Here is a 17,107-nt window from a genome sequence, read left to right on the forward strand (position 1 = left end):
GAGTGGCCTGCTCAATGACACCGTGATGCGGTACCTCCTCGTCGCGATCGTCCTCCTCCCCCTGCTGGGTTCCGCCGCCGCCCTGCTCCCCGCGCCCCCCGGTCTCAGGGGCCGGGGCCCCGAACAGGCCGTACTCCGCCACGGCGTCACCGTCACCGGCGCCGTCCTGCTGCTGTCCGTCGCCCTGGCCGTGGGCTTCGACCGCGACGACCCCGCCCGCATGCAGGCCACCACGGACGTCGGCTGGATCCCCGCCCTGGACACCCGGATCCACCTCGGCGTCGACGGCGTCTCGCTCCCCCTTCTCGTGCTGACCGCGCTGCTGACCTTCCTGTGCGCGGTCCACGCCTATTACCGCGGACCCGGCGGGTCCGGGTCCGGTCCTGCGGCCCCCTCAGCAACCTCCGCCCCCTCAGCCCCCTCCGCCCGGGGATATGTCGCGCTGCTCCTCCTCCTGGAGGGCGGCACCCTCGCCACCTTCGCCGTCCTCGACCTCCTCCTCTTCTTCCTGGCCTTCGAGACCGTCCTGATCCCGATGTACTTCCTCATCGCCCGCTGGGGCGGCGAGGGCCGGGAGCGGGCGGCCTGGAAGTTCATCCTCTACACGCTGCTCGGCTCCGTCGTGATGCTGCTCGGCCTCCTCCTCCTCGGACTCCGCGGCGGCACGTTCGACATGGTGGCACTCGCCACTGACAACGGGTCGTCGATCGGTCACACCACGCAACTGATCGCCGTGCTCGCCATCGGCGCCGGCCTGGCCGTGAAGACCCCGATGTGGCCGTTCCACAGCTGGCTCCCCGACGCCCACACCGCCGCCCCCACCACCGGGTCCGTCCTCCTCGCCGGTGTCCTGCTGAAGATGGGCACCTACGGCTTCGTCCGCATCGCGCTGCCCATCGCCCCCGACGGCATGCTGACCCTCGCCCCGTATCTGGCCGCCTTCGCCGTCGCCGGCATCGTCTACGGGTCCCTCGCCTGCCTGGCCCTGGCCCGCAGCGGCGCGGGCGGCGATCTGAAACGCCTGATCGCCTACTCCTCCGTGGGCCACATGGGCTTCGTGCTGCTCGGCATCGCCACCCTCACCCCCACCGGCGTCAACGGCGCCCTCTTCGCCAACGTCGCCCACGGCCTCATCACCGGCCTCCTCTTCTTCCTCGTCGGCGCGGTCAAGGAGCGCTACGGCACCGCCGACCTGGACCGGCTCGCCGGCGTCTCCGGGGGCGCTCTCTACGGCCGCGCCCCCCGGCTCGGCGGACTGCTCGCCTTCGCCGCCGTCGCCTCACTCGGCCTCCCCGGGCTCGCCGGCTTCTGGGGCGAGATGCTGACTCTCTTCGGGGCCTTCCGGCCCGCCGAGGGTCTGAGCCGGCCCGCCTTCCTCGTCTTCATGTCGGTGGCCGCCTTCGGGACCCTGCTCACCGCCGCGTACCTGCTCGTCGTCGTCCGCCGCGTCTGCATGGGCGACGGTCCCGACGGCGGCGAGGCCGCACCGGCCGTGTTCACCGACGTCCGGGGCCCCGAGTTCGCGGCCTGGACCCCGCTCGTCGTCCTCACCGTCCTCGCCGGCCTCTGGCCCGCGGCCCTCCTCGGTCTGACCGATCCGGCCGTGCAGACGCTCCTGACCGGAGGCAGCCGATGACCTCCCTCGTCCAGTCCGTCGACTGGCTCGCGATCGCCCCGCCCGCCATCGCCGCCGCGGCCGCCCTGGTGGTGCTCGTCGCCGACCTCTTCCTGCCAGAGCGCCGCAAGCCGCTGCTCGGCGCCCTCGCGCTCGCGGGCCTCGTCCTCGCGGCCCTGGCCCTGCTGCCGCTGCTCGGCGGCGGCCGGCGCACCTTCTGCCTCACCGCCGCGCCCGACACGTGCAGCTACGCGGCCGATCCGTTCGCGCTCTCCCTCCAGTTCCTGGTGCTCGGCGGGGCGCTGCTGACGGCCCTGCTCTCCGTGCACACCGTCCGGGACCTCGGTCTTCCCGCCGGCGAGTACTGGTTCCTGCTGCTCGCCTCCGCCGCCGGCGCCGCCCTGCTCCCCGCCTCCCGCGATCTGGCCACCCTGGTCGTCGCCCTGGAGGTCGCCTCGCTGCCCGCCTTCGCCCTCGTCGGCCTGAGGCGCGGCAACCGGCTCTCCTCCGAGGCGGCGCTCAAGTTCTTCCTGTCGTCCGTGGTTGCCACCGCCGTCATGCTGCTCGGCGTGAGCTTCGTCTACGCGGCCACCGGCTCGATGCACCTCTCGCGGGTGGCGGAGGGACTCGGCACGGTGCCCGCGCGGCTGTCCACCCTCGCCACCGCGGGCGTCGCCCTCACCCTCGTCGGCTTCGCGTTCAAGACGGCCGCCGCGCCCTTCCACTTCTGGGTGCCCGACACCTATGTCGGCGCGCCGGTGCCCATCGCGGGCTATCTGTCGGTGGTCGGCAAGGCGGCGGGGTTCTCCGGCCTGATCCTGGTGACCGCCCTGGCGTTCCCCTCGTACGCGGAGATCTGGGGCCCGGTGGTCGCCGTGCTCGCCGCGCTCACCATGACGGCCGGCAACGCCGCCGCGCTGCGCCAGCGCCCCGACCGCCCGCACAGCGCCGTCCGCCTGCTGGCCTGGTCGTCCGTCGGCCAGGCCGGCTACCTGCTGGTGCCGATCGCCGCCGCCGCGTACACGGACGACCCGAACGGCGCCATCGGCACCACCGTCGCCTACGCCCTGATGTACGCGGTGGTCAACCTCGGTGCCTTCGGCGTCACCGCCCTGGTCGTCCGCACGCGACCGGAGGGCCGGATCAGCGACTTCCGGGGCCTGTGGAGCGCCCGCCCGGCGGCCGCGCTCGCCCTCGGCTTCTTCCTGCTCGCGCTCGCCGGGCTGCCGCCGGGGATCATCGGGCTCTTCGCCAAGGTGGCGGTCTTCGCGACGGCGGTCGAGGCCGGACTCGGCTGGCTCGCGGCCGTCATGGCCGTGAACGTCGTGATCGCGCTCTCCTACTACCTCCGCTGGACGGCGGTCCTCTTCCGAGGGCCGGCCCGCGAACCGGCCGCGGCCGCCCCGCGGACAGCGACCGCACCGGCCGGGGCCGCGCGGGCCGCCACCGCACCGCCCACCGCCCCTCCCCGGCCGCCGGGGGCCCCGGCTCCCCTGACCGCCGCCATCGGCCTCGCCGCCGTCCTGGGCGTCGCTCTCTCCGGCGCTCCGCAGCTCGTCCTGCGCTTCGCCACCGCCGCCCTGCTGTGACCTGATCACGGCCGTCCCCGGCGCGGACGGGCCCGCCGGGCGCGGCCGGCCGGCACCCCGCCCGCTGCCCGGAGCACCAGGGCGTACGCCCGGGCGCGGTCTCCGCGCTCATGGGCCGGCAGGCCGCGGCCACGGGCGGCCGCGCGCCCGCGCCCGGCCCGGCGGCATCCCGCGCACCCCGCGGCCACCTGGGAACTCACCGTTCCCGTCCCGCGTTGACCGGGAAGAGGAAGGGGCCACTCGAAGGTGGAGCACAGAGCGGCAAGTTCCCCACCCCAGCACCAGGAGGGCGTACCGTGCACCGCCGGCACAACGGGCTGAAGACCGCCGTACTCCTCGGCGCACTCTCGGCACTGATCATCGTGATCGGTGGCCTCTTCGGCCGTACGGGCCTCCTCGTCGCGGTGTTCGTGGCGCTCGGCACCAACGCCTACGCGTACTGGAACAGCGACAAGCTCGCCCTGCGCGCGATGCGGGCCCGCCCCGTGAGCGAGTTCGAGGCCCCGCAGCTGTACCGCATCGTCCGTGAGCTCTCCACCGCCGCCCGGCAGCCCATGCCGCGGCTCTACATCTCCCCGACGCAGGCGCCGAACGCCTTCGCGACCGGCCGCAATCCGCGCCATGCGGCCGTCTGCTGCACCGACGGCATTCTGCGCATCCTCACCGAGCGCGAGCTGCGCGGCGTCCTCGGCCATGAGCTGAGCCATGTCCACAACCGCGACATCCTGATCTCCTCGGTCGCCGGCGCCCTCGCCTCCGTCGTGATGTTCCTGGTGAACTTCGCCTGGCTGATCCCCTTCGGCCGCACCGACGACGACGAGGGCCCCGGGCTCTTCGGCTTCCTGCTGATCATGCTGCTCGGCCCGCTCGCGGCCTCGCTCATCCAGCTCGCGGTCAGCAGGTCCCGGGAGTACGAGGCCGACGCGTCCGGCGCCGGGATGACCGGTGACCCGCTGGCCCTGGCCAGCGCCCTCCGCAAGCTCGACGCCGGGTCGAAGCAGTTGCCGCTGCCCCCCGAGCCGCGCCTGGAGACAGCGAGCCACATGATGATCGTCAACCCCTTCCGCCCGGGCACGGTGTCGAAACTCTTCTCGACCCACCCGCCGATGGCGGAGCGCGTTGCCCGGCTGGAGCGCATGGCGGGCGGCCGCTGAGGGAACGCCCGCCCGCGCCGGGAGACGGGAGCCCGGAGCCCGGCCCGGGAACCGGGGTCCGCAGCACCCCGGTGCGCGGGCGGGCCCGGCGCACCGGCCTCCTCCCGCGGCACCGGCCTCCTCCCGCGGCACCGGCCGGGCCGGTGAACCGGGCCCGGGCAGGCCCCGGTGTCCCCGTCCTGCCCCCGGGGCCGTGCCAGGGAGCTCCCCGGGGCCCGGATCTCGCCAGGGCCTCACAGACCATCGGCGCCAACCTCACCGAGATCACCGGGAAACTGCGCAAGGCCGGTTCGGCGGGCACCCGGTACGCGGGTATGACGTACTACAACCCGTTCCTGGCCGCCTGGCCGCTCGGCGAGTCCGGGCAGCGGACGGCCAGGACCTCGGCGGCCGTCGTCAAGGCGGGCAACGAGGCCCACCTCTGGCAGGCTGGAGGAGTGAAGACACTTCTGAACCTGATCTGGCTTGTGTTCTCCGGATTCTGGCTGGCCCTCGGCTATGTGCTCGCCGGGCTCATCTGCTTCGTCCTGATCGTCACGATCCCGTTCGGCATCGCGTCGTTCCGGATCGCGGGCTACGCCCTGTGGCCGTTCGGCAAGACGACCGTCGAGCGGCGCGACGCGGGCGCGGGCTCACTGATCGGCAACGTCGTCTGGATCATCTTCGCGGGCTGGTGGCTCGCTCTCGGGCACATCGTCACCGGCCTTGCCCTCTGCGTGACGATCATCGGAATTCCGCTGGGCATCGCCAACTTCAAGCTGATCCCGATCTCCCTGATGCCGCTCGGCCGCGAGATCGTCCCGACGGACCGTCCGTTCGCCACCCGCTGAGGCCGCGGCCGTCGAAGCGGTGGCGCGCGGTCGCCCACCGGATCCGCCCACCGGCCCCGCCCACCGGCTCCGCCCACCGGCTCCGCCCACCGGATCCGGCCCACGGGGCGGCTCAGCTCCCGGAGGAACCCGCGACCGGGGTCCCCGGACGTCCCGGGGAACCGGCGGGGCCGGCAGAACCGGCGGGGCCCCCGCCCCCCGCCGCCTGAAGGAGCTGCGGCGAGACCGCGAATCCGTGCCGAACGTACGCGGGGACGGCCCGGGGGCTGGAGTGCACCGTCACCCGCTCCAGCCCCGACTCCCGCGCCAGTTCCCGCACGGCGTCGATGAGCAGCCCGCCCAGCCCGGCGCCCCGCTCCGCCGGGACGACGTACACGCACTGCACATCGCCCGACGCCCGTTCCAACGCCCGCGGGCTCGGTACCCGTCGTACGACCGCCAGCCACGCCATCCCGATGACCTCCGCGCCGCGCAGCATCACCACACAGCGGTGCGACGCCGCGTTCTCCCGCGCCCAGGCGGCGAAGTGCCGCAGGAATTCCTCGCGCGTGGTGACGGGCGTTCCCCCGTTCTCCAGCACCCACTGCCACCGCAGCGCGGCGACGGCCGCCAACTCGTCCTCCCCGGCGGCCCGGAGGACGACGCCGGGAGGGCCGTCCGCCGTTGCCTCCGGGACACCGCTCGCCGCGAGGCCGGGAGCACCGCCCTCGTGGCCGTCGGGAAGGGCCTGCGCGCCGTCACCCGGGATGCCGTCCATGGCCCCATTCTGGTGGACCGGCGGAGCCCGTCCACCAGCCCCCGCCCCCGCGTCCCCACCGGCACGGCACACCGGAGCACCCGCACCCCGGGGGCGGCGGGCCAGGGTCCCGACAAGGGTTTTCCCCGTATCGGGCCCGCCGCCCCGAACCTACGCTCGAAGAACCGGTCACCACCTCCCCCTCTGTGGCGACCCGGTCCGGCTGGTCCCCCGCGCTCCGCGATCCCGTCTCCACCCCAACTCCCCATCCGGGACACGGGATCGCGGCCCGTGGAACACGATGCGGCGACGCAACGGCGCGCGAAGGCGGTGGACGTGTCATGCGGTCGACAGTGCACGGCGGAGAAACCGCCGGACGACCGGGAGCCCCCGTGGGACGCTCGGATCTCCTCGACCGGCTGCACGGCACCCTGCGCACCCACGGCCGCGCCGTGCTCACCGGCGCGCCGGGAGCCGGCCGCTCGGCGGTCCTGGACGCGGTCGCGGCGACCGCCGAGTCGCGCGGCGAGACCGTGCTCCGCCTGGTCCCGGGCGAACGCGACCGGAGCGTGCCCGGCGCCGCCGCCACCGAACTGCTCGCCGCCATCCCGACCGCGGCACTCGCCCCGCTGCCCGGGATGTCCTTCCGCTCGCTCCCCGGCAGCCTGCCCACCGCCGGCACCGGCCTCCGCTCCGGCGGCGGTACGCGACCGGGCACCGCCGGAGCCGGCTTCCCCCGCGCCACCGTCCGCGGCGGCGGCCGGAGCACCGGTGGTGCCCGTGCCGCCGGAGGCCGCCGCGCCGCGGGTGCGTCCACCGGCCGGGCCCGCAGGGGCGGCCCGCTCGGTGCCGCACCCGCCGCCTCGGTACCCGCGCTCCTCCGCAGACTGGCGGGGGAGTGGCCGGTGCTTCTCGTCATCGACGACGCCCAGTGGCTGGACGAGGAGAGCGTGCTGCTGCTGCGCTCCGTCCTGCACCCGGGCGCCGGAACCGTCCCGGCGGAGCTGCGCCTGCTGATCGCCGAGCGCATCGTGCCCGGCGAACCGCGCGAACCCGTGGCCCTCGCCCTCTGCGGCGCCACGCCCCGGGACACCATCACCCTGCCGCCGCTCGACACGGCGGCGACCGCCGAACTCCTCGCCCGCCACGGGGTGCCGCCCCGGCTCAGGGACGCGGTGCACCGCGCCTCCGGCGGCAATCCCGGCCGTGCCCTGTCCGTGGCTCGCGCCCTGGCAGCCGTCGCATCCCCGGAACTCGCCGCCGGCTGACACGGCACGACGCCCCGGACACCGCAACGCACAACGAGAAACGCACAACGAGGGCAGTGCGTCGGACGGCGATTCCGACGTACTGCCCTCGCTGTGTCGCAGCAGGCCGCGCGGACGCGGACCTCAGGCCACCGGCCTCACCGGTAGTTCACGAACTGCACCGCGAAGTCCAGGTCCGCGCCCTTGATGAGCTGCTGCACCGCCTGCAGGTCGTCCCGGCTCTTGGACGACACCCGCAGCTCGTCGCCCTGCACCTGTGCCTTGACGCCCTTCGGGCCCTCGTCGCGGATCATCTTCGCGACCTTCTTCGCGTTCTCCTGGGAGATGCCCTCCTGGATGCTCGCGAAGATCTTGTACTCCTTGCCGGAGAGCTGCGGCTCCCCGGCGTCCAGTGCCTTGAGGGAGATCCCGCGCTTGACCAGCTTGGACTGGAAGACGTCCAGGATCGCGTTGACCCGGTCCTCCGAGTTCGCCTGCATCAGGATCTTGTCGCCCGACCACTCGATCGACGCGCCGACGTTCCTGAAGTCGTAGCGCTGCGAGATCTCCTTGGAGGCCTGGTTGAGAGCGTTGTCGACCTCCTGCCGCTCGACCTTCGAGACGATGTCGAAACTGGAGTCGGCCATCGTGAGTTGGCTCCTCATCCGTAGATCATCCGTTATTGCGGCACCATCCCGGCCCGCGGCGCCCAGCCTAGCCATCCGACTCATGATCCAACCGCGATCAACCGGGTGGCGGACCACCCCGGTTCATCGGGTATGGTTTACGACGTTGCCACCGAGCACCGCCACCGAGCGGGACGGCGGCGGCACTTCCCAGGCGGTGTGCCCGAGCGGCCAAAGGGAGCAGACTGTAAATCTGCCGGCTCAGCCTTCCCAGGTTCGAATCCTGGCGCCGCCACAGGAAACGAAAAGGCCCCTGACCTGCGTTCAGCAGATCAGGGGCCTTCTTCGTGCCCCGTCCGGTCCTCACTTCTCTCCGTTCGTCTCCGTTCAGCCCGCCCCGGCGGCCTTCACCGCCTCCGCCACCGGGACCGTGCCGCTGATCAGCTCCAGCGTCCGGCCGATGGTGCCCGGCTCGTCCAGCAGCGCGGCCAGCACCGCCGCCACGTCGTCCCGCGGCACCGCGTCGCGCCCGGTGCTTTCGGCGAGCGTGACCAGCCCCGTCCCCGGATCGTCGGTGAGCCGGCCCGGCCGCAGGATCGTCCAGTCCAGTCCGGTGCGGGCCCGTACGGCGGCGTCCGCCGCGCCCTTCGCCCGGAGGTAGGCGGCGAAGACCGGGTCGGTGCCCGGGGGCGGCTCGCTGTCGGCCCCCATCGACGAGACGACGAGGAAGCGCCGCACCCCGGCCCGTTCGGCCGCCGCGGCGAAGAGCTCCGCGGCCGCCCGGTCCACGGTGTCCTTCCGGGCGGTGCCGCTGCCCGGTCCGGCGCCCGCCGCGAAGACCGCCGCGTCGGCGCCCTGCAGATGGGCCGCGACTTCCTCGGTGATGGCCGACTCCAGGTCGCACAGCACGGGTTCGGCTCCCGCTTCCCGCAGGTCGTCCCCCTGCTCGCGACGGCGGATGAGGCCCGCGACCTCGTCACCGCGCCCGGCGAGCAACCGCTCCAGCCGCAGTGCGATCTGACCGTGTCCTCCAGCGATGACAATGCGCATGGTTCCGACCGTACGCCGAGGGCGTGAGCCGCAGACAGAGGGCGCGCTGGTCACACAGGCGCCACCGAAGTCCTCTCCACGCCCCTCGGATGACTGCACGCCGGCTGCCGCACCGCACCGCCCCGCGCCCTCCCGCCCCGGCCCTCCGACGGCCACGTGTCCCGGCGCACGGCCGTCCGTCAGGGAGTGTCGCTCCGCGGCCCCTGCCGCGCCTGGCGGGGCAGGTCGAGCGAGGCCACCGTGTCCGAGCCGCAATACTCGCGCACCGCGCTGGTACGGGTCACGATCCGCCCCTCGTGCACCACGATCCGGCTGTACGCCAGCGACAGCGCCCCGGCCACGCTCTCCCCCCGTACCGCCAGCAACTCCGCCGGGAAGCCGGCCTCCAGCCGTACCGGCCGCAGCCCCATGACGGCCCGGGCGCGGTCGCTGACCGCCGCGTAGGCCGCCTCCGGGCTCTCCCCGCCCTGCGCGGCCAGCAGATACGCGGCCTCCAGCGGATCGCCGCGCCCCACGGGGTTGGCCGCGTCCCGCAGCGCCCCGCTGCCCGCGGCCACCCGCACCCCGGCCGCCCGCAGCAACCGCACCGGGGCGGCAGCGGGAGCCGGTGGTCCCGGGGGCACCGCTCCGTCGCACTCCATGGCCGCGCACCCGCCTTGCGGCAGCAGGACGACGGAGACGCCCGCTGCCGCGAGCCGGTCGGCCGCCCGGCGCGCGTCCGGCCGGGGAAGCAGTGAGAGCCCCGCGCACGGTCCGATGGTCACCCCGGGCCGCAGCCCGCCGGCCATCGCCGCCAGCCGCGCCAGTCGCGCCGGGTCGTCACCCTCCGTGTGGAGGTCGACGGGGCAGCCGTGCTCGGCCGCCACCCCGAGCACGGCCTCGACATGGCCGGAGGGGTCCGGATCGAGATCCGGGCAGCCGCCGACGACCGCCGCGCCCATTTTGACCGCGTCCCGCAGTATCGCCAGCCCGTCCGCGCCCGCCGCCCCCGTCAGCACGCGCGGTACGGCGACCGTCGTCAGATCGGTCAGCCCGTCCAGCGCCCGCCGCGCCTGGAGGGCTCCCTCCAGGGCCCGCAGCCCGTGTACTCCGCCGACGCGGACGTGTGCCCGGAGGGCGGTGGCGCCGTGCCCCAGCTGGAGCAGGGCCGCCTCGGTGGTGCGGCGCTGCACGTCGTCTGCGCTGCAGGGGGCGGGGCCGTCCCCGTCGGCGGTGAGTGCGGTGTCGGTGTGGGCGTGCGGCTCGGCCGGCGCGGGGAGCAGGAGATAGCCGCTGAGGTCGATCCGGGCGGCATCCCCCGCGCGGCTCCCGGCGTGCTCTCCCGTACCGGGGAAGCGGGTGAGGCTCCCGGCCGTGCCGACCGCCTCGATGCACCCTCCGCTGAGCCGGACGTCCACGGTGCGGCCGTCGGGGAGCCGGGCGCCGGACAGGACGAGCGCGGACGGCTCGGGAGCGCCCTGGCTGCCGGAGGGCTGCGGTCGGCGGCTGTCGGGCATCGCGCTCCTGCGGGCTTCTGCGGGCGGTTCCGTCCGGGTTCCGGGGTAAAGGTCACGAAGCGTGAGGCGAGCCTAGGCGGCCTCCGCGGCGGCCACGAGCAGGAGCGGAATAGTCGTACCGGTGAGGTCGCCGGGGCGCGGGGGAGGGGGCGGCCGGGCGGTGAGCGGCAGGGGCGGGCGGGGCCGATACGGATTTCACCTTCGGCCGGTCAGCGTGTAATGTCTTCATCGCTCGCCCCAATAGCTCAGTCGGCAGAGCGTCTCCATGGTAAGGAGAAGGTCTACGGTTCGATTCCGTATTGGGGCTCTGGTGTGGGAACAATCCGTCCTGGCGGCGGGTTGTCCGACATCGAAGCGGTGTAGCTCAGTCGGTAGAGCAAGCGGCTCATAATCGCTGTGTCACCGGTTCAAGTCCGGTCACCGCTACGAACAGTAGCCGATTGCAGGCTCAGTCCTTCGATCGGCTACTCTTTCTGCGTTCATCCACTGTTCGTCCAAGGAGCACTCACGTGGCTGCCACCGACGTCCGCCCGAAGATCACGCTGGCCTGCGTGGAGTGCAAGGAGCGGAACTACATCACCAAGAAGAACCGGCGCAACAACCCGGACCGACTGGAGATGAAGAAGCACTGCCCGCGCTGCAACGCGCACACCGCGCACCGCGAGACGCGATAACAACAGGCTCGTCCATGAGGCCGCCCCCGCCGGGGGCGGCCTCATGGCGTTGCCGGGGTCCCGTGAACCCGCTGGTCGACGGGGCCCGCAGGGTCTGCCGGCGGTGGCCCGGAGGGGTATCGGACGACCGGGCCAACGGTCTGCCGGATGACCACGGCCGGGGCGACCGGGGCCATCTGGTAGACCGATCAGCATCAGCCCCGAGCAGGAGGTGCCGAGCAGATGGCGCTCGACCAGTCCTTCGTCGGCCGGGCGTACCCGCCCACCGCGCCGTACGAAGTCGGACGCGAGAAGATCCGGGAGTTCGCCGAGGCCGTCGGTGACCCGCATCCGGCCTACACCGACCCGGAGGCGGCCCGGGCACTCGGTCACCCGGATGTGATCGCCCCGCCGACCTTCGTGTTCTCGCTCACGTACAGGGCGGCCGGGCAGGTGATCGACGACCCGCAGCTCGGCCTCGACTACAGCCGGGTGGTCCACCGCGACCAGCGGTTCGTCTACAGCCGCCCGGTGCGCGCCGGCGACCGGCTCGCGGTCACCACCACCATCGACGAGGTCAAGACCCTCGCGGGCAACGACATCCTCGACATCCGCGGCGATGTCCACGACGCCGCCGGCGAGCATGTGGTCACCGCCCACACCGTGATCGTTTCCCGCGCTCCGGAGGAGAACTGACATGGCCGCCGCCCTCTCCTACGACGACGTCGAGCCCGGGACCGAACTGCCGCCCCGGAGCTTCCCGGTGGACCGCGCCGGCCTCGTCCGCTACGCGGGCGCGTCCGGCGACTTCAACCCGATCCACTGGAACGAGCGCTTCGCGAAGAGCGTCGGGCTGGAGGACGTCATCGCGCACGGCATGTTCACCATGGCCGAGGCGATCCGCGTCGTCACCGACTGGGCGGGCGACCCGGCGGCGGTGGTGGAGTACGGGGTCCGCTTCACCAAGCCGGTGGTGGTACCGGACGACGACAAGGGCGCCGTGATCGAGGTCTCGGCGAAGGTCGCCGCGAAGCTGGGCGAGGACACCCGCAGGGTCCGGGTCGACCTGACGGCGACGAGCGCGGGCCAGAAGGTCCTGGGCATGTCCCGCGCGGTGGTCCAGCTGAGCTGACCGGAGCCGGACGGGAACGACGACCCGGCCACCACCCCACCCCACCCCGGCCCCGCCCCGCCCGCCCGTTCCTCCGCTCCGGGGAAACGGGCGGGCGGGAGGGAGAACACCCGCGCGAAGCGCGGTGAACCGGCGCCGCGCCCGGCACGCGACGAGCACCCGGCTCGGAACCGCCCCCGCCCCGGTTGGGCACGCCCGCGCCGGAGGCGGCCCCGCCCGGGCCGGGCACGGCCGCGCCGGAGGCGGCCCCGTACGCTGTGACCGTGCAGGTACTCCACGACGCCCCGCTGGCCCCGCTCACCACCTTCCGCCTCGGCGGCCCGGCCAACCGCCTGGTCACCGCGGTGACGGACGAAGAGGTGGTCGCGGCCGTCCGCGAAGCCGACGCCGCGGGCACCCCGCTCCTCCTCATCGGCGGCGGCAGCAACCTCGTCATCTCCGACAAGGGATTCGACGGCACGGCCCTGCGCATCGCCACCCGCGGCTTCGAGCTCGACGGCACCCGGCTCGAACTGGCTGCCGGGGAGAACTGGTCCGACGCCGTGGCCCGCACCGTCGACGCGGGCCTTGCCGGGGTCGAGTGCCTCGCCGGCATCCCGGGCTCCGCCGGGGCGACGCCCATCCAGAACGTCGGGGCCTACGGGCAGGAGGTGGCCACCACGCTCACCGAGGTGGTGGCCTACGACCGGCTGTCCGGCGAGACGGTGACCATCCCCGGCGCGGAGTGCGGCTTCTCCTACCGCCACAGCCGTTTCAAGTCCGACCCCGACCGCCATGTCGTCCTGCGCGTGCGCTTCGAACTGGAGGACGCGGGCGGTCTGTCGGCGCCCCTGAAGTACGCCGAGACGGCCCGTGTCCTGGGAGTCGAGCCGGGCGAGCGTGTCCCGGCCTCCGCCGCCCGGGAGACCGTCCTCGGACTCCGTGCCGGCAAGGGCATGGTGCTGGACCCGGAGGATCACGACACCTGGTCCGCGGGCTCCTTCTTCACCAACCCCGTTCTGGACGCCGACGAGCACGCCGCCTTCCTGGCGCGCGTCGCCGACCGCCTCGGTCCCGGCGCCGAGCCTCCCGCGTATCCGGCGGGGAAGGGGCGGGTCAAGACCTCGGCTGCCTGGCTGATCGACAAGGCCGGTTTCACGAAGGGCTACGGCACCGGCCCGGCCCGTATCTCCGGCAAGCACACCCTGGCGCTCACCAACCGCGGTGAGGCCACGACCGAGGACCTCCTCGCCCTGGCCCGGGAGGTCCGCGACGGTGTACGCGACGCCTTCGGGGTGACCCTGGTCAACGAACCGGTGACGGTGGGCGTCAGCCTCTAGCGCATTCGCGCGGATGCTGCTGCGCCGGCGCCCGCGGGCCGCCGCGGCACCGTACGAACGCCGCCCGGCCCCCGGGATAGGACGGCACCGTACGAACGCCGCGCGGCCTCCGGGAGCGGACGGACCGGGCGGCGGTGCCCCGCCCTGCGCGGCCGCTTCCGGCTCGCCACCCGTTCCGCCGCTTCCCCTGCGCGGCCGCTTCCCCTACTCGGCCGCGAGCCAGTCGTCGATGCCGCGGAGCATCCGCTTCCGCACGTCCTCCGGGGCCCTGGACGCCCGCACGGACTGCCGCGCCAGTTCGGCCAGCTCCGCATCGGTGAACCCCTGCACCGACCGGACGAGCTCGTACTGGTCCGCCAGTCGCGACCCGAACAGCAGCGGGTCGTCCGCTCCCAGCGCCACCGGCACCCCCGCGTCGAACAGCTTCCGCAGGGGCACGTCCTCCGGCTTCTCGTAGACGCCCAGCGCCACGTTGGACGCCGGGCAGACCTCGCAGGCCACGCCCCGTTCGGCCAGCCGCTCCAGCAGCCGCGGGTCCTCCGCGGCCCGCACCCCGTGGCCCACCCGGTCGGCGTGCAGATCGTCCAGGCAGTCCCGTACGCTGCCGGGCCCCGACAGCTCGCCCCCGTGCGGGGCGGCGATCAGCCCGCCGGCCCGGGCGATGGCGAACGCCCGGTCGAAGTCCCGCGCGAATCCCCGCCGTTCGTCGTTCGACAGCCCGAAGCCGATCACCCCGCGGTCCGCGTAGCGCACGGCCAGCCGAGCCAGGGTGCGCGCGTCCAGCGGGTGCTTCACCCGGTTCGCCGCCACGAGCACCCGCATCCCGACGCCCGTCTCCCGCGACGCCGCGTCCACCGCGTCCAGGATGATCTCCATGGCGGGGATGAGCCCGCCGAGGCGCGGCGCGTACGAGGTGGGGTCGACCTGGATCTCCAGCCAGCCGGAACCGTCCCGCGCGTCCTCCTGCGCGGCCTCGCGCACCAGCCGCTGGATGTCCTCGGCGGTCCGCAGGCACGACCGGGCGATGTCGTAGAGCCGCTGGAACCGGAACCAGCCCCGCTCGTCCGTCGCCCGCAGCTTCGGGGGCTCGCCGCCGCTCAGCGCCTCCGGCAGGTGCACACCGTGTTTGTCGGCGAGTTCGAGCAGCGTGGTGGGCCGCATCGAGCCGGTGAAGTGCAGATGCAGATGGGCCTTCGGCAGCAGCCGGACATCGCGTGTGACAGTGCGGGGGAGCGGGGGATTCCCGTGGTGGTGCGGCGACATCCCAAAATCCTGCCGTATGACCCGCCCGCCACGGTAGGGATTCCGGAATCCGCCTCTCCGAACGCTTCCGCGTGCCGCCGGCCGACTCGCGTGCGACTGCGGACCGGCCGCCCCCCGATCACGTCCCGCGGGCCGATCACCCGGCCGACGCGCCAGCCGGTCATGGCGTACGTCTCGGCCACGCCGTTCACGACCACGCACCTGTCCCGCAGCTCCGGCACCACCACGGGCGTCGACGTGAACCGGGCGTCGCCGTACACGAGGTGTTCGCGGATCTCGTCCGTCATCACCCACAGGCCGTCCCGGCCGCCCAGCGGCCGATCGCCTCCACCTCCGCCCGGCCGTGGACGGCTCCGGTCGGGTTCGAGGGTGAGACGAACAGCAGCATCCTGGTGTTCCCGGCGCGCGCCGCCTCCAGCCGCTCCACGGTGACCCGGTAGCCGGTGGTCTCGTCCGCGATGACCGGCACCGACACCCCGCCGGCCAGCCGGATCGGCTCCGGACAGGTGGTCCGGTACGGGGCGGGGACGATGACCTCGTCGCCCGGATCGAGCAGCGTGGCGAACGCCTCGTGGACCGCCTGCTGGCCGCCGTTGGTGACGAGCACCTGCGAGGCCTCGATCTCGTAGCCGGAATCGCGCCGGGTCCTCTCGGCGATGGCGGCCCCGAGCTCGGGCAGGCCGCCGGCCGGGGGGACCGGTGGCACCGGCGAGAGTCGCGGACTCGGAGATCGCGGCGATACGGGCGGACACCCGCCGGCCGGTCCGGGGCGGTGCGGTGCGGACGGAACGCCCGTCTCGGGAGGGGCGGGCGGTCGTTGGGGGAACGGCCGGGCCGGTCCCGTGCGGGCCCCGGGCCGGTACCTGTTCGACGCCCGGCCGCAGAACACGTACACTCACTGGGCGTTGGCCCTCACGGCCGTTCCGGTCACGCCCACTCCATGGGGCGCGCCGGATGCGGTAGGTTGAGGGGGACAAAGGGTCGTAGCTCAATTGGTAGAGCACTGGTCTCCAAAACCAGCGGTTGGGGGTTCAAGTCCCTCCGGCCCTGCTACACGCATCTTCGCCAGGATGTGTGCGCAGGTACGTACGACAACGCACCGCCGTGCGGCTCCACCGGGCGCGGCACGGCCACGACCCGGATTCAGGTGAGGACGAGTGACGGACGCCCTGGGCTCCATCGACACGCCTGAGAGCGGTCGGTCCGACGAGGCGGATGAGCAGAAGAAGGTCCGGCGCGGCGGCAAGCGCGGCAAGAAGGGTCCTCTGGGCCGGCTCGCGCTCTTCTACCGGCAGATCGTGGCCGAGCTGCGGAAGGTCGTCTGGCCCACCCGCAACCAGCTCACGACCTACACCACCGTGGTGATCATCTTCGTCGTCATCATGATTGCCCTGGTGACTGTGATTGACTTTGGATTCGCCGAGGCCGTCAAGTACGTCTTCGGCTGATCCCGCGTCGGCGCCGCTCTCGGCGCCCCACGACGCATGTTCAACCCCTTGAAGCCAGGAAGAAGCAGCCACCGTGTCTGACCCGAACCTGAACGACGCCATCGAGCCCGACGAGGGCGAAGAGGCTGCGGCGACGGCCGAGGCGGCCCAGGCTGCACCGGACACGGTCGGCGACGGCACCGAGAGCACCGGACCGGCCGCGGAGCCGGCGGAGCCGGCCGTGGCCGAGACCGCGGAGCCGGCCGAGTCCGCCGAGGGCGTGGCCGAGGCAGCGGAAGGCGCGGAGGACGAGGCGTCCGCCGAGCCCGCCGTGGCCGAGGAGCCCCAGGCCGACCCGGTCGAAGAGCTCCGCCGCGAGCTGCGCGCCCTCCCCGGCGAGTGGTACGTGATCCACACGTACGCCGGTTACGAGAAGCGCGTGAAGGCCAACCTGGAGCAGCGCGCCGTCTCGCTGAACGTCGAGGAGTTCATCTACCAGGCCGAGGTCCCCGAGGAAGAGATCGTCCAGATCAAGAACGGGGAGCGGAAGAACGTCCGCCAGAACAAGCTCCCCGGCTATGTGCTGGTGCGCATGGATCTGACGAACGAGTCCTGGGGCGTCGTCCGGAACACCCCGGGTGTCACCGGCTTCGTGGGGAACGCCTACGACCCGTACCCGCTGACGCTGGACGAGATCGTCAAGATGCTCGCCCCGGAGGCCGAGGAGAAGGCCGCCAAGGCCGCGGCCGAGGAGGCGGGTGTCCCGGTGCCCAGCCGCAAGGTCGAGGTTCAGGTGCTGGACTTCGAGGTCGGCGACTCGGTCACCGTCACCGACGGCCCGTTCGCCACCCTGCAGGCCACCATCAACGAGATCAACGCCGACTCGAAGAAGGTCAAGGGCCTGGTCGAGATCTTCGGCCGCGAGACCCCGGTCGAGCTGAGTTTCGACCAGATCCAGAAGAACTGAGTG

General features: G+C 73.4%; 16 protein-coding genes, 4 tRNA genes and 1 pseudogene. 15 read left to right on the plus strand and 6 right to left on the minus strand.

Annotation, left to right across the window (positions count from 1 at the left end):
* Positions 1-25: 25 nt before the first annotated feature.
* From KBZ10_RS17040 to KBZ10_RS17055, 4 genes are all read left to right on the plus strand, one after another.
* A complete protein-coding gene (locus KBZ10_RS17040; RefSeq protein ID WP_210988570.1) occupies positions 26-1,636 on the plus strand; it encodes a NuoM family protein in 1,611 nt (536 codons plus the stop codon).
* A complete protein-coding gene (locus tag KBZ10_RS17045; protein ID WP_210988512.1) occupies positions 1,633-3,204 on the plus strand; it encodes an NADH-quinone oxidoreductase subunit N in 1,572 nt (523 codons plus the stop codon). Before KBZ10_RS17040 ends, KBZ10_RS17045 begins: the two co-directional genes overlap by 4 nt.
* Positions 3,205-3,500: 296 nt before the next feature.
* Positions 3,501-4,358 carry a zinc metalloprotease HtpX gene (htpX, locus tag KBZ10_RS17050; RefSeq protein WP_210988513.1) on the plus strand — a complete coding sequence of 286 codons (858 nt, stop codon included), beginning with the start codon at positions 3,501-3,503 and terminating at the stop codon, positions 4,356-4,358.
* A gap of 437 nt (positions 4,359-4,795) precedes the next feature.
* Positions 4,796-5,188 (plus strand): YccF domain-containing protein, encoded by a 393-nt coding sequence (locus KBZ10_RS17055; RefSeq protein WP_210988571.1) that lies wholly within the window; start codon positions 4,796-4,798, stop codon positions 5,186-5,188.
* A gap of 112 nt (positions 5,189-5,300) precedes the next feature.
* Here the strand turns inward: KBZ10_RS17055 and KBZ10_RS17060 are convergent, their stop codons facing one another.
* Complete coding sequence (locus tag KBZ10_RS17060) at positions 5,301-5,945, minus strand: GNAT family N-acetyltransferase (protein WP_210988514.1); 645 nt, start codon at positions 5,943-5,945, stop codon at positions 5,301-5,303.
* A 371-nt stretch (positions 5,946-6,316) separates the two neighbouring features.
* Here KBZ10_RS17060 and KBZ10_RS17065 point away from each other — a divergent pair, with 371 nt between their 5' ends.
* Positions 6,317-7,192, plus strand: coding sequence for an ATP-binding protein (locus tag KBZ10_RS17065; protein WP_210988515.1), 876 nt, complete (start codon positions 6,317-6,319; stop codon positions 7,190-7,192).
* A 137-nt stretch (positions 7,193-7,329) separates the two neighbouring features.
* Here KBZ10_RS17065 and KBZ10_RS17070 read toward each other — a convergent pair whose 3' ends face one another.
* Positions 7,330-7,818: a YajQ family cyclic di-GMP-binding protein gene (locus tag KBZ10_RS17070; protein ID WP_210988572.1), complete on the minus strand. Its 489-nt coding sequence runs from the start codon at positions 7,816-7,818 to the stop codon at positions 7,330-7,332.
* Between the two features lie 192 nt (positions 7,819-8,010).
* Between KBZ10_RS17070 and KBZ10_RS17075 the strand changes: the two genes are divergently transcribed.
* Positions 8,011-8,092, plus strand: a tRNA-Tyr gene (locus KBZ10_RS17075).
* Positions 8,093-8,184: 92 nt separating this feature from the next.
* On the opposite strand, the gene KBZ10_RS17080 is transcribed toward KBZ10_RS17075, so the two are convergent.
* Both KBZ10_RS17080 and KBZ10_RS17085 read right to left on the minus strand, forming a co-directional pair.
* Complete coding sequence (locus tag KBZ10_RS17080) at positions 8,185-8,847, minus strand: NAD(P)H-binding protein (protein WP_210988516.1); 663 nt, start codon at positions 8,845-8,847, stop codon at positions 8,185-8,187.
* Between the two features lie 179 nt (positions 8,848-9,026).
* Positions 9,027-10,343 (minus strand): amidohydrolase family protein, encoded by a 1,317-nt coding sequence (locus KBZ10_RS17085; protein WP_210988517.1) that lies wholly within the window; start codon positions 10,341-10,343, stop codon positions 9,027-9,029.
* 234 nt (positions 10,344-10,577) lie between these two features.
* On the opposite strand from KBZ10_RS17085, the gene KBZ10_RS17090 reads away from it, so the two are divergent.
* The 6 genes from KBZ10_RS17090 (at position 10,578) to KBZ10_RS17115 (ending at position 13,447) form a co-directional block, all read left to right on the plus strand.
* Positions 10,578-10,650 (plus strand) — tRNA-Thr (locus tag KBZ10_RS17090).
* Positions 10,651-10,696: 46 nt separating this feature from the next.
* Positions 10,697-10,769 (plus strand) — tRNA-Met (locus tag KBZ10_RS17095).
* Between the two features lie 83 nt (positions 10,770-10,852).
* Positions 10,853-11,017: a 50S ribosomal protein L33 gene (gene rpmG / locus KBZ10_RS17100; protein ID WP_003948671.1), complete on the plus strand. Its 165-nt coding sequence runs from the start codon at positions 10,853-10,855 to the stop codon at positions 11,015-11,017.
* A 222-nt stretch (positions 11,018-11,239) separates the two neighbouring features.
* Positions 11,240-11,692, plus strand: a complete 453-nt coding sequence (locus tag KBZ10_RS17105) for a MaoC family dehydratase N-terminal domain-containing protein (protein ID WP_210988518.1) — start codon at positions 11,240-11,242, stop codon at positions 11,690-11,692.
* A gap of 1 nt (position 11,693) precedes the next feature.
* Positions 11,694-12,128 (plus strand): MaoC family dehydratase, encoded by a 435-nt coding sequence (locus KBZ10_RS17110; protein WP_210988519.1) that lies wholly within the window; start codon positions 11,694-11,696, stop codon positions 12,126-12,128.
* A 263-nt stretch (positions 12,129-12,391) separates the two neighbouring features.
* Complete coding sequence (locus tag KBZ10_RS17115; protein ID WP_210988520.1) at positions 12,392-13,447, plus strand: UDP-N-acetylmuramate dehydrogenase; 1,056 nt, start codon at positions 12,392-12,394, stop codon at positions 13,445-13,447.
* Positions 13,448-13,651: 204 nt separating this feature from the next.
* On the opposite strand, the gene KBZ10_RS17120 is transcribed toward KBZ10_RS17115, so the two are convergent.
* Positions 13,652-14,710, minus strand: coding sequence for an adenosine deaminase (locus tag KBZ10_RS17120; RefSeq protein WP_210988521.1), 1,059 nt, complete (start codon positions 14,708-14,710; stop codon positions 13,652-13,654).
* A 116-nt stretch (positions 14,711-14,826) separates the two neighbouring features.
* A pseudogene (locus KBZ10_RS17125) lies at positions 14,827-15,450 on the minus strand (aminotransferase class I/II-fold pyridoxal phosphate-dependent enzyme); the annotation flags it as partial.
* Positions 15,451-15,687: 237 nt separating this feature from the next.
* On the opposite strand from KBZ10_RS17125, the gene KBZ10_RS17130 reads away from it, so the two are divergent.
* The 3 genes from KBZ10_RS17130 to nusG all read left to right on the plus strand — a co-directional run bounded on the left by KBZ10_RS17130 (position 15,688) and on the right by nusG (position 17,104).
* A tRNA-Trp gene (locus KBZ10_RS17130) sits at positions 15,688-15,760 on the plus strand.
* A 107-nt stretch (positions 15,761-15,867) separates the two neighbouring features.
* Entirely contained in the window at positions 15,868-16,158 is a 291-nt protein-coding gene (gene secE / locus KBZ10_RS17135) for a preprotein translocase subunit SecE (RefSeq protein ID WP_210988522.1), read from the plus strand.
* Positions 16,159-16,231: 73 nt separating this feature from the next.
* The gene (gene nusG, locus KBZ10_RS17140; RefSeq protein ID WP_210988523.1) at positions 16,232-17,104 is read left to right on the plus strand and encodes a transcription termination/antitermination protein NusG; all 873 of its coding nucleotides are present in this window, start codon (positions 16,232-16,234) and stop codon (positions 17,102-17,104) included.
* Positions 17,105-17,107 lie beyond the last annotated feature (3 nt).

Origin of the sequence: Streptomyces sp. F63 (assembly GCF_018070345.1) — a bacterium.
Classification (GTDB): domain Bacteria; phylum Actinomycetota; class Actinomycetes; order Streptomycetales; family Streptomycetaceae; genus Streptomyces.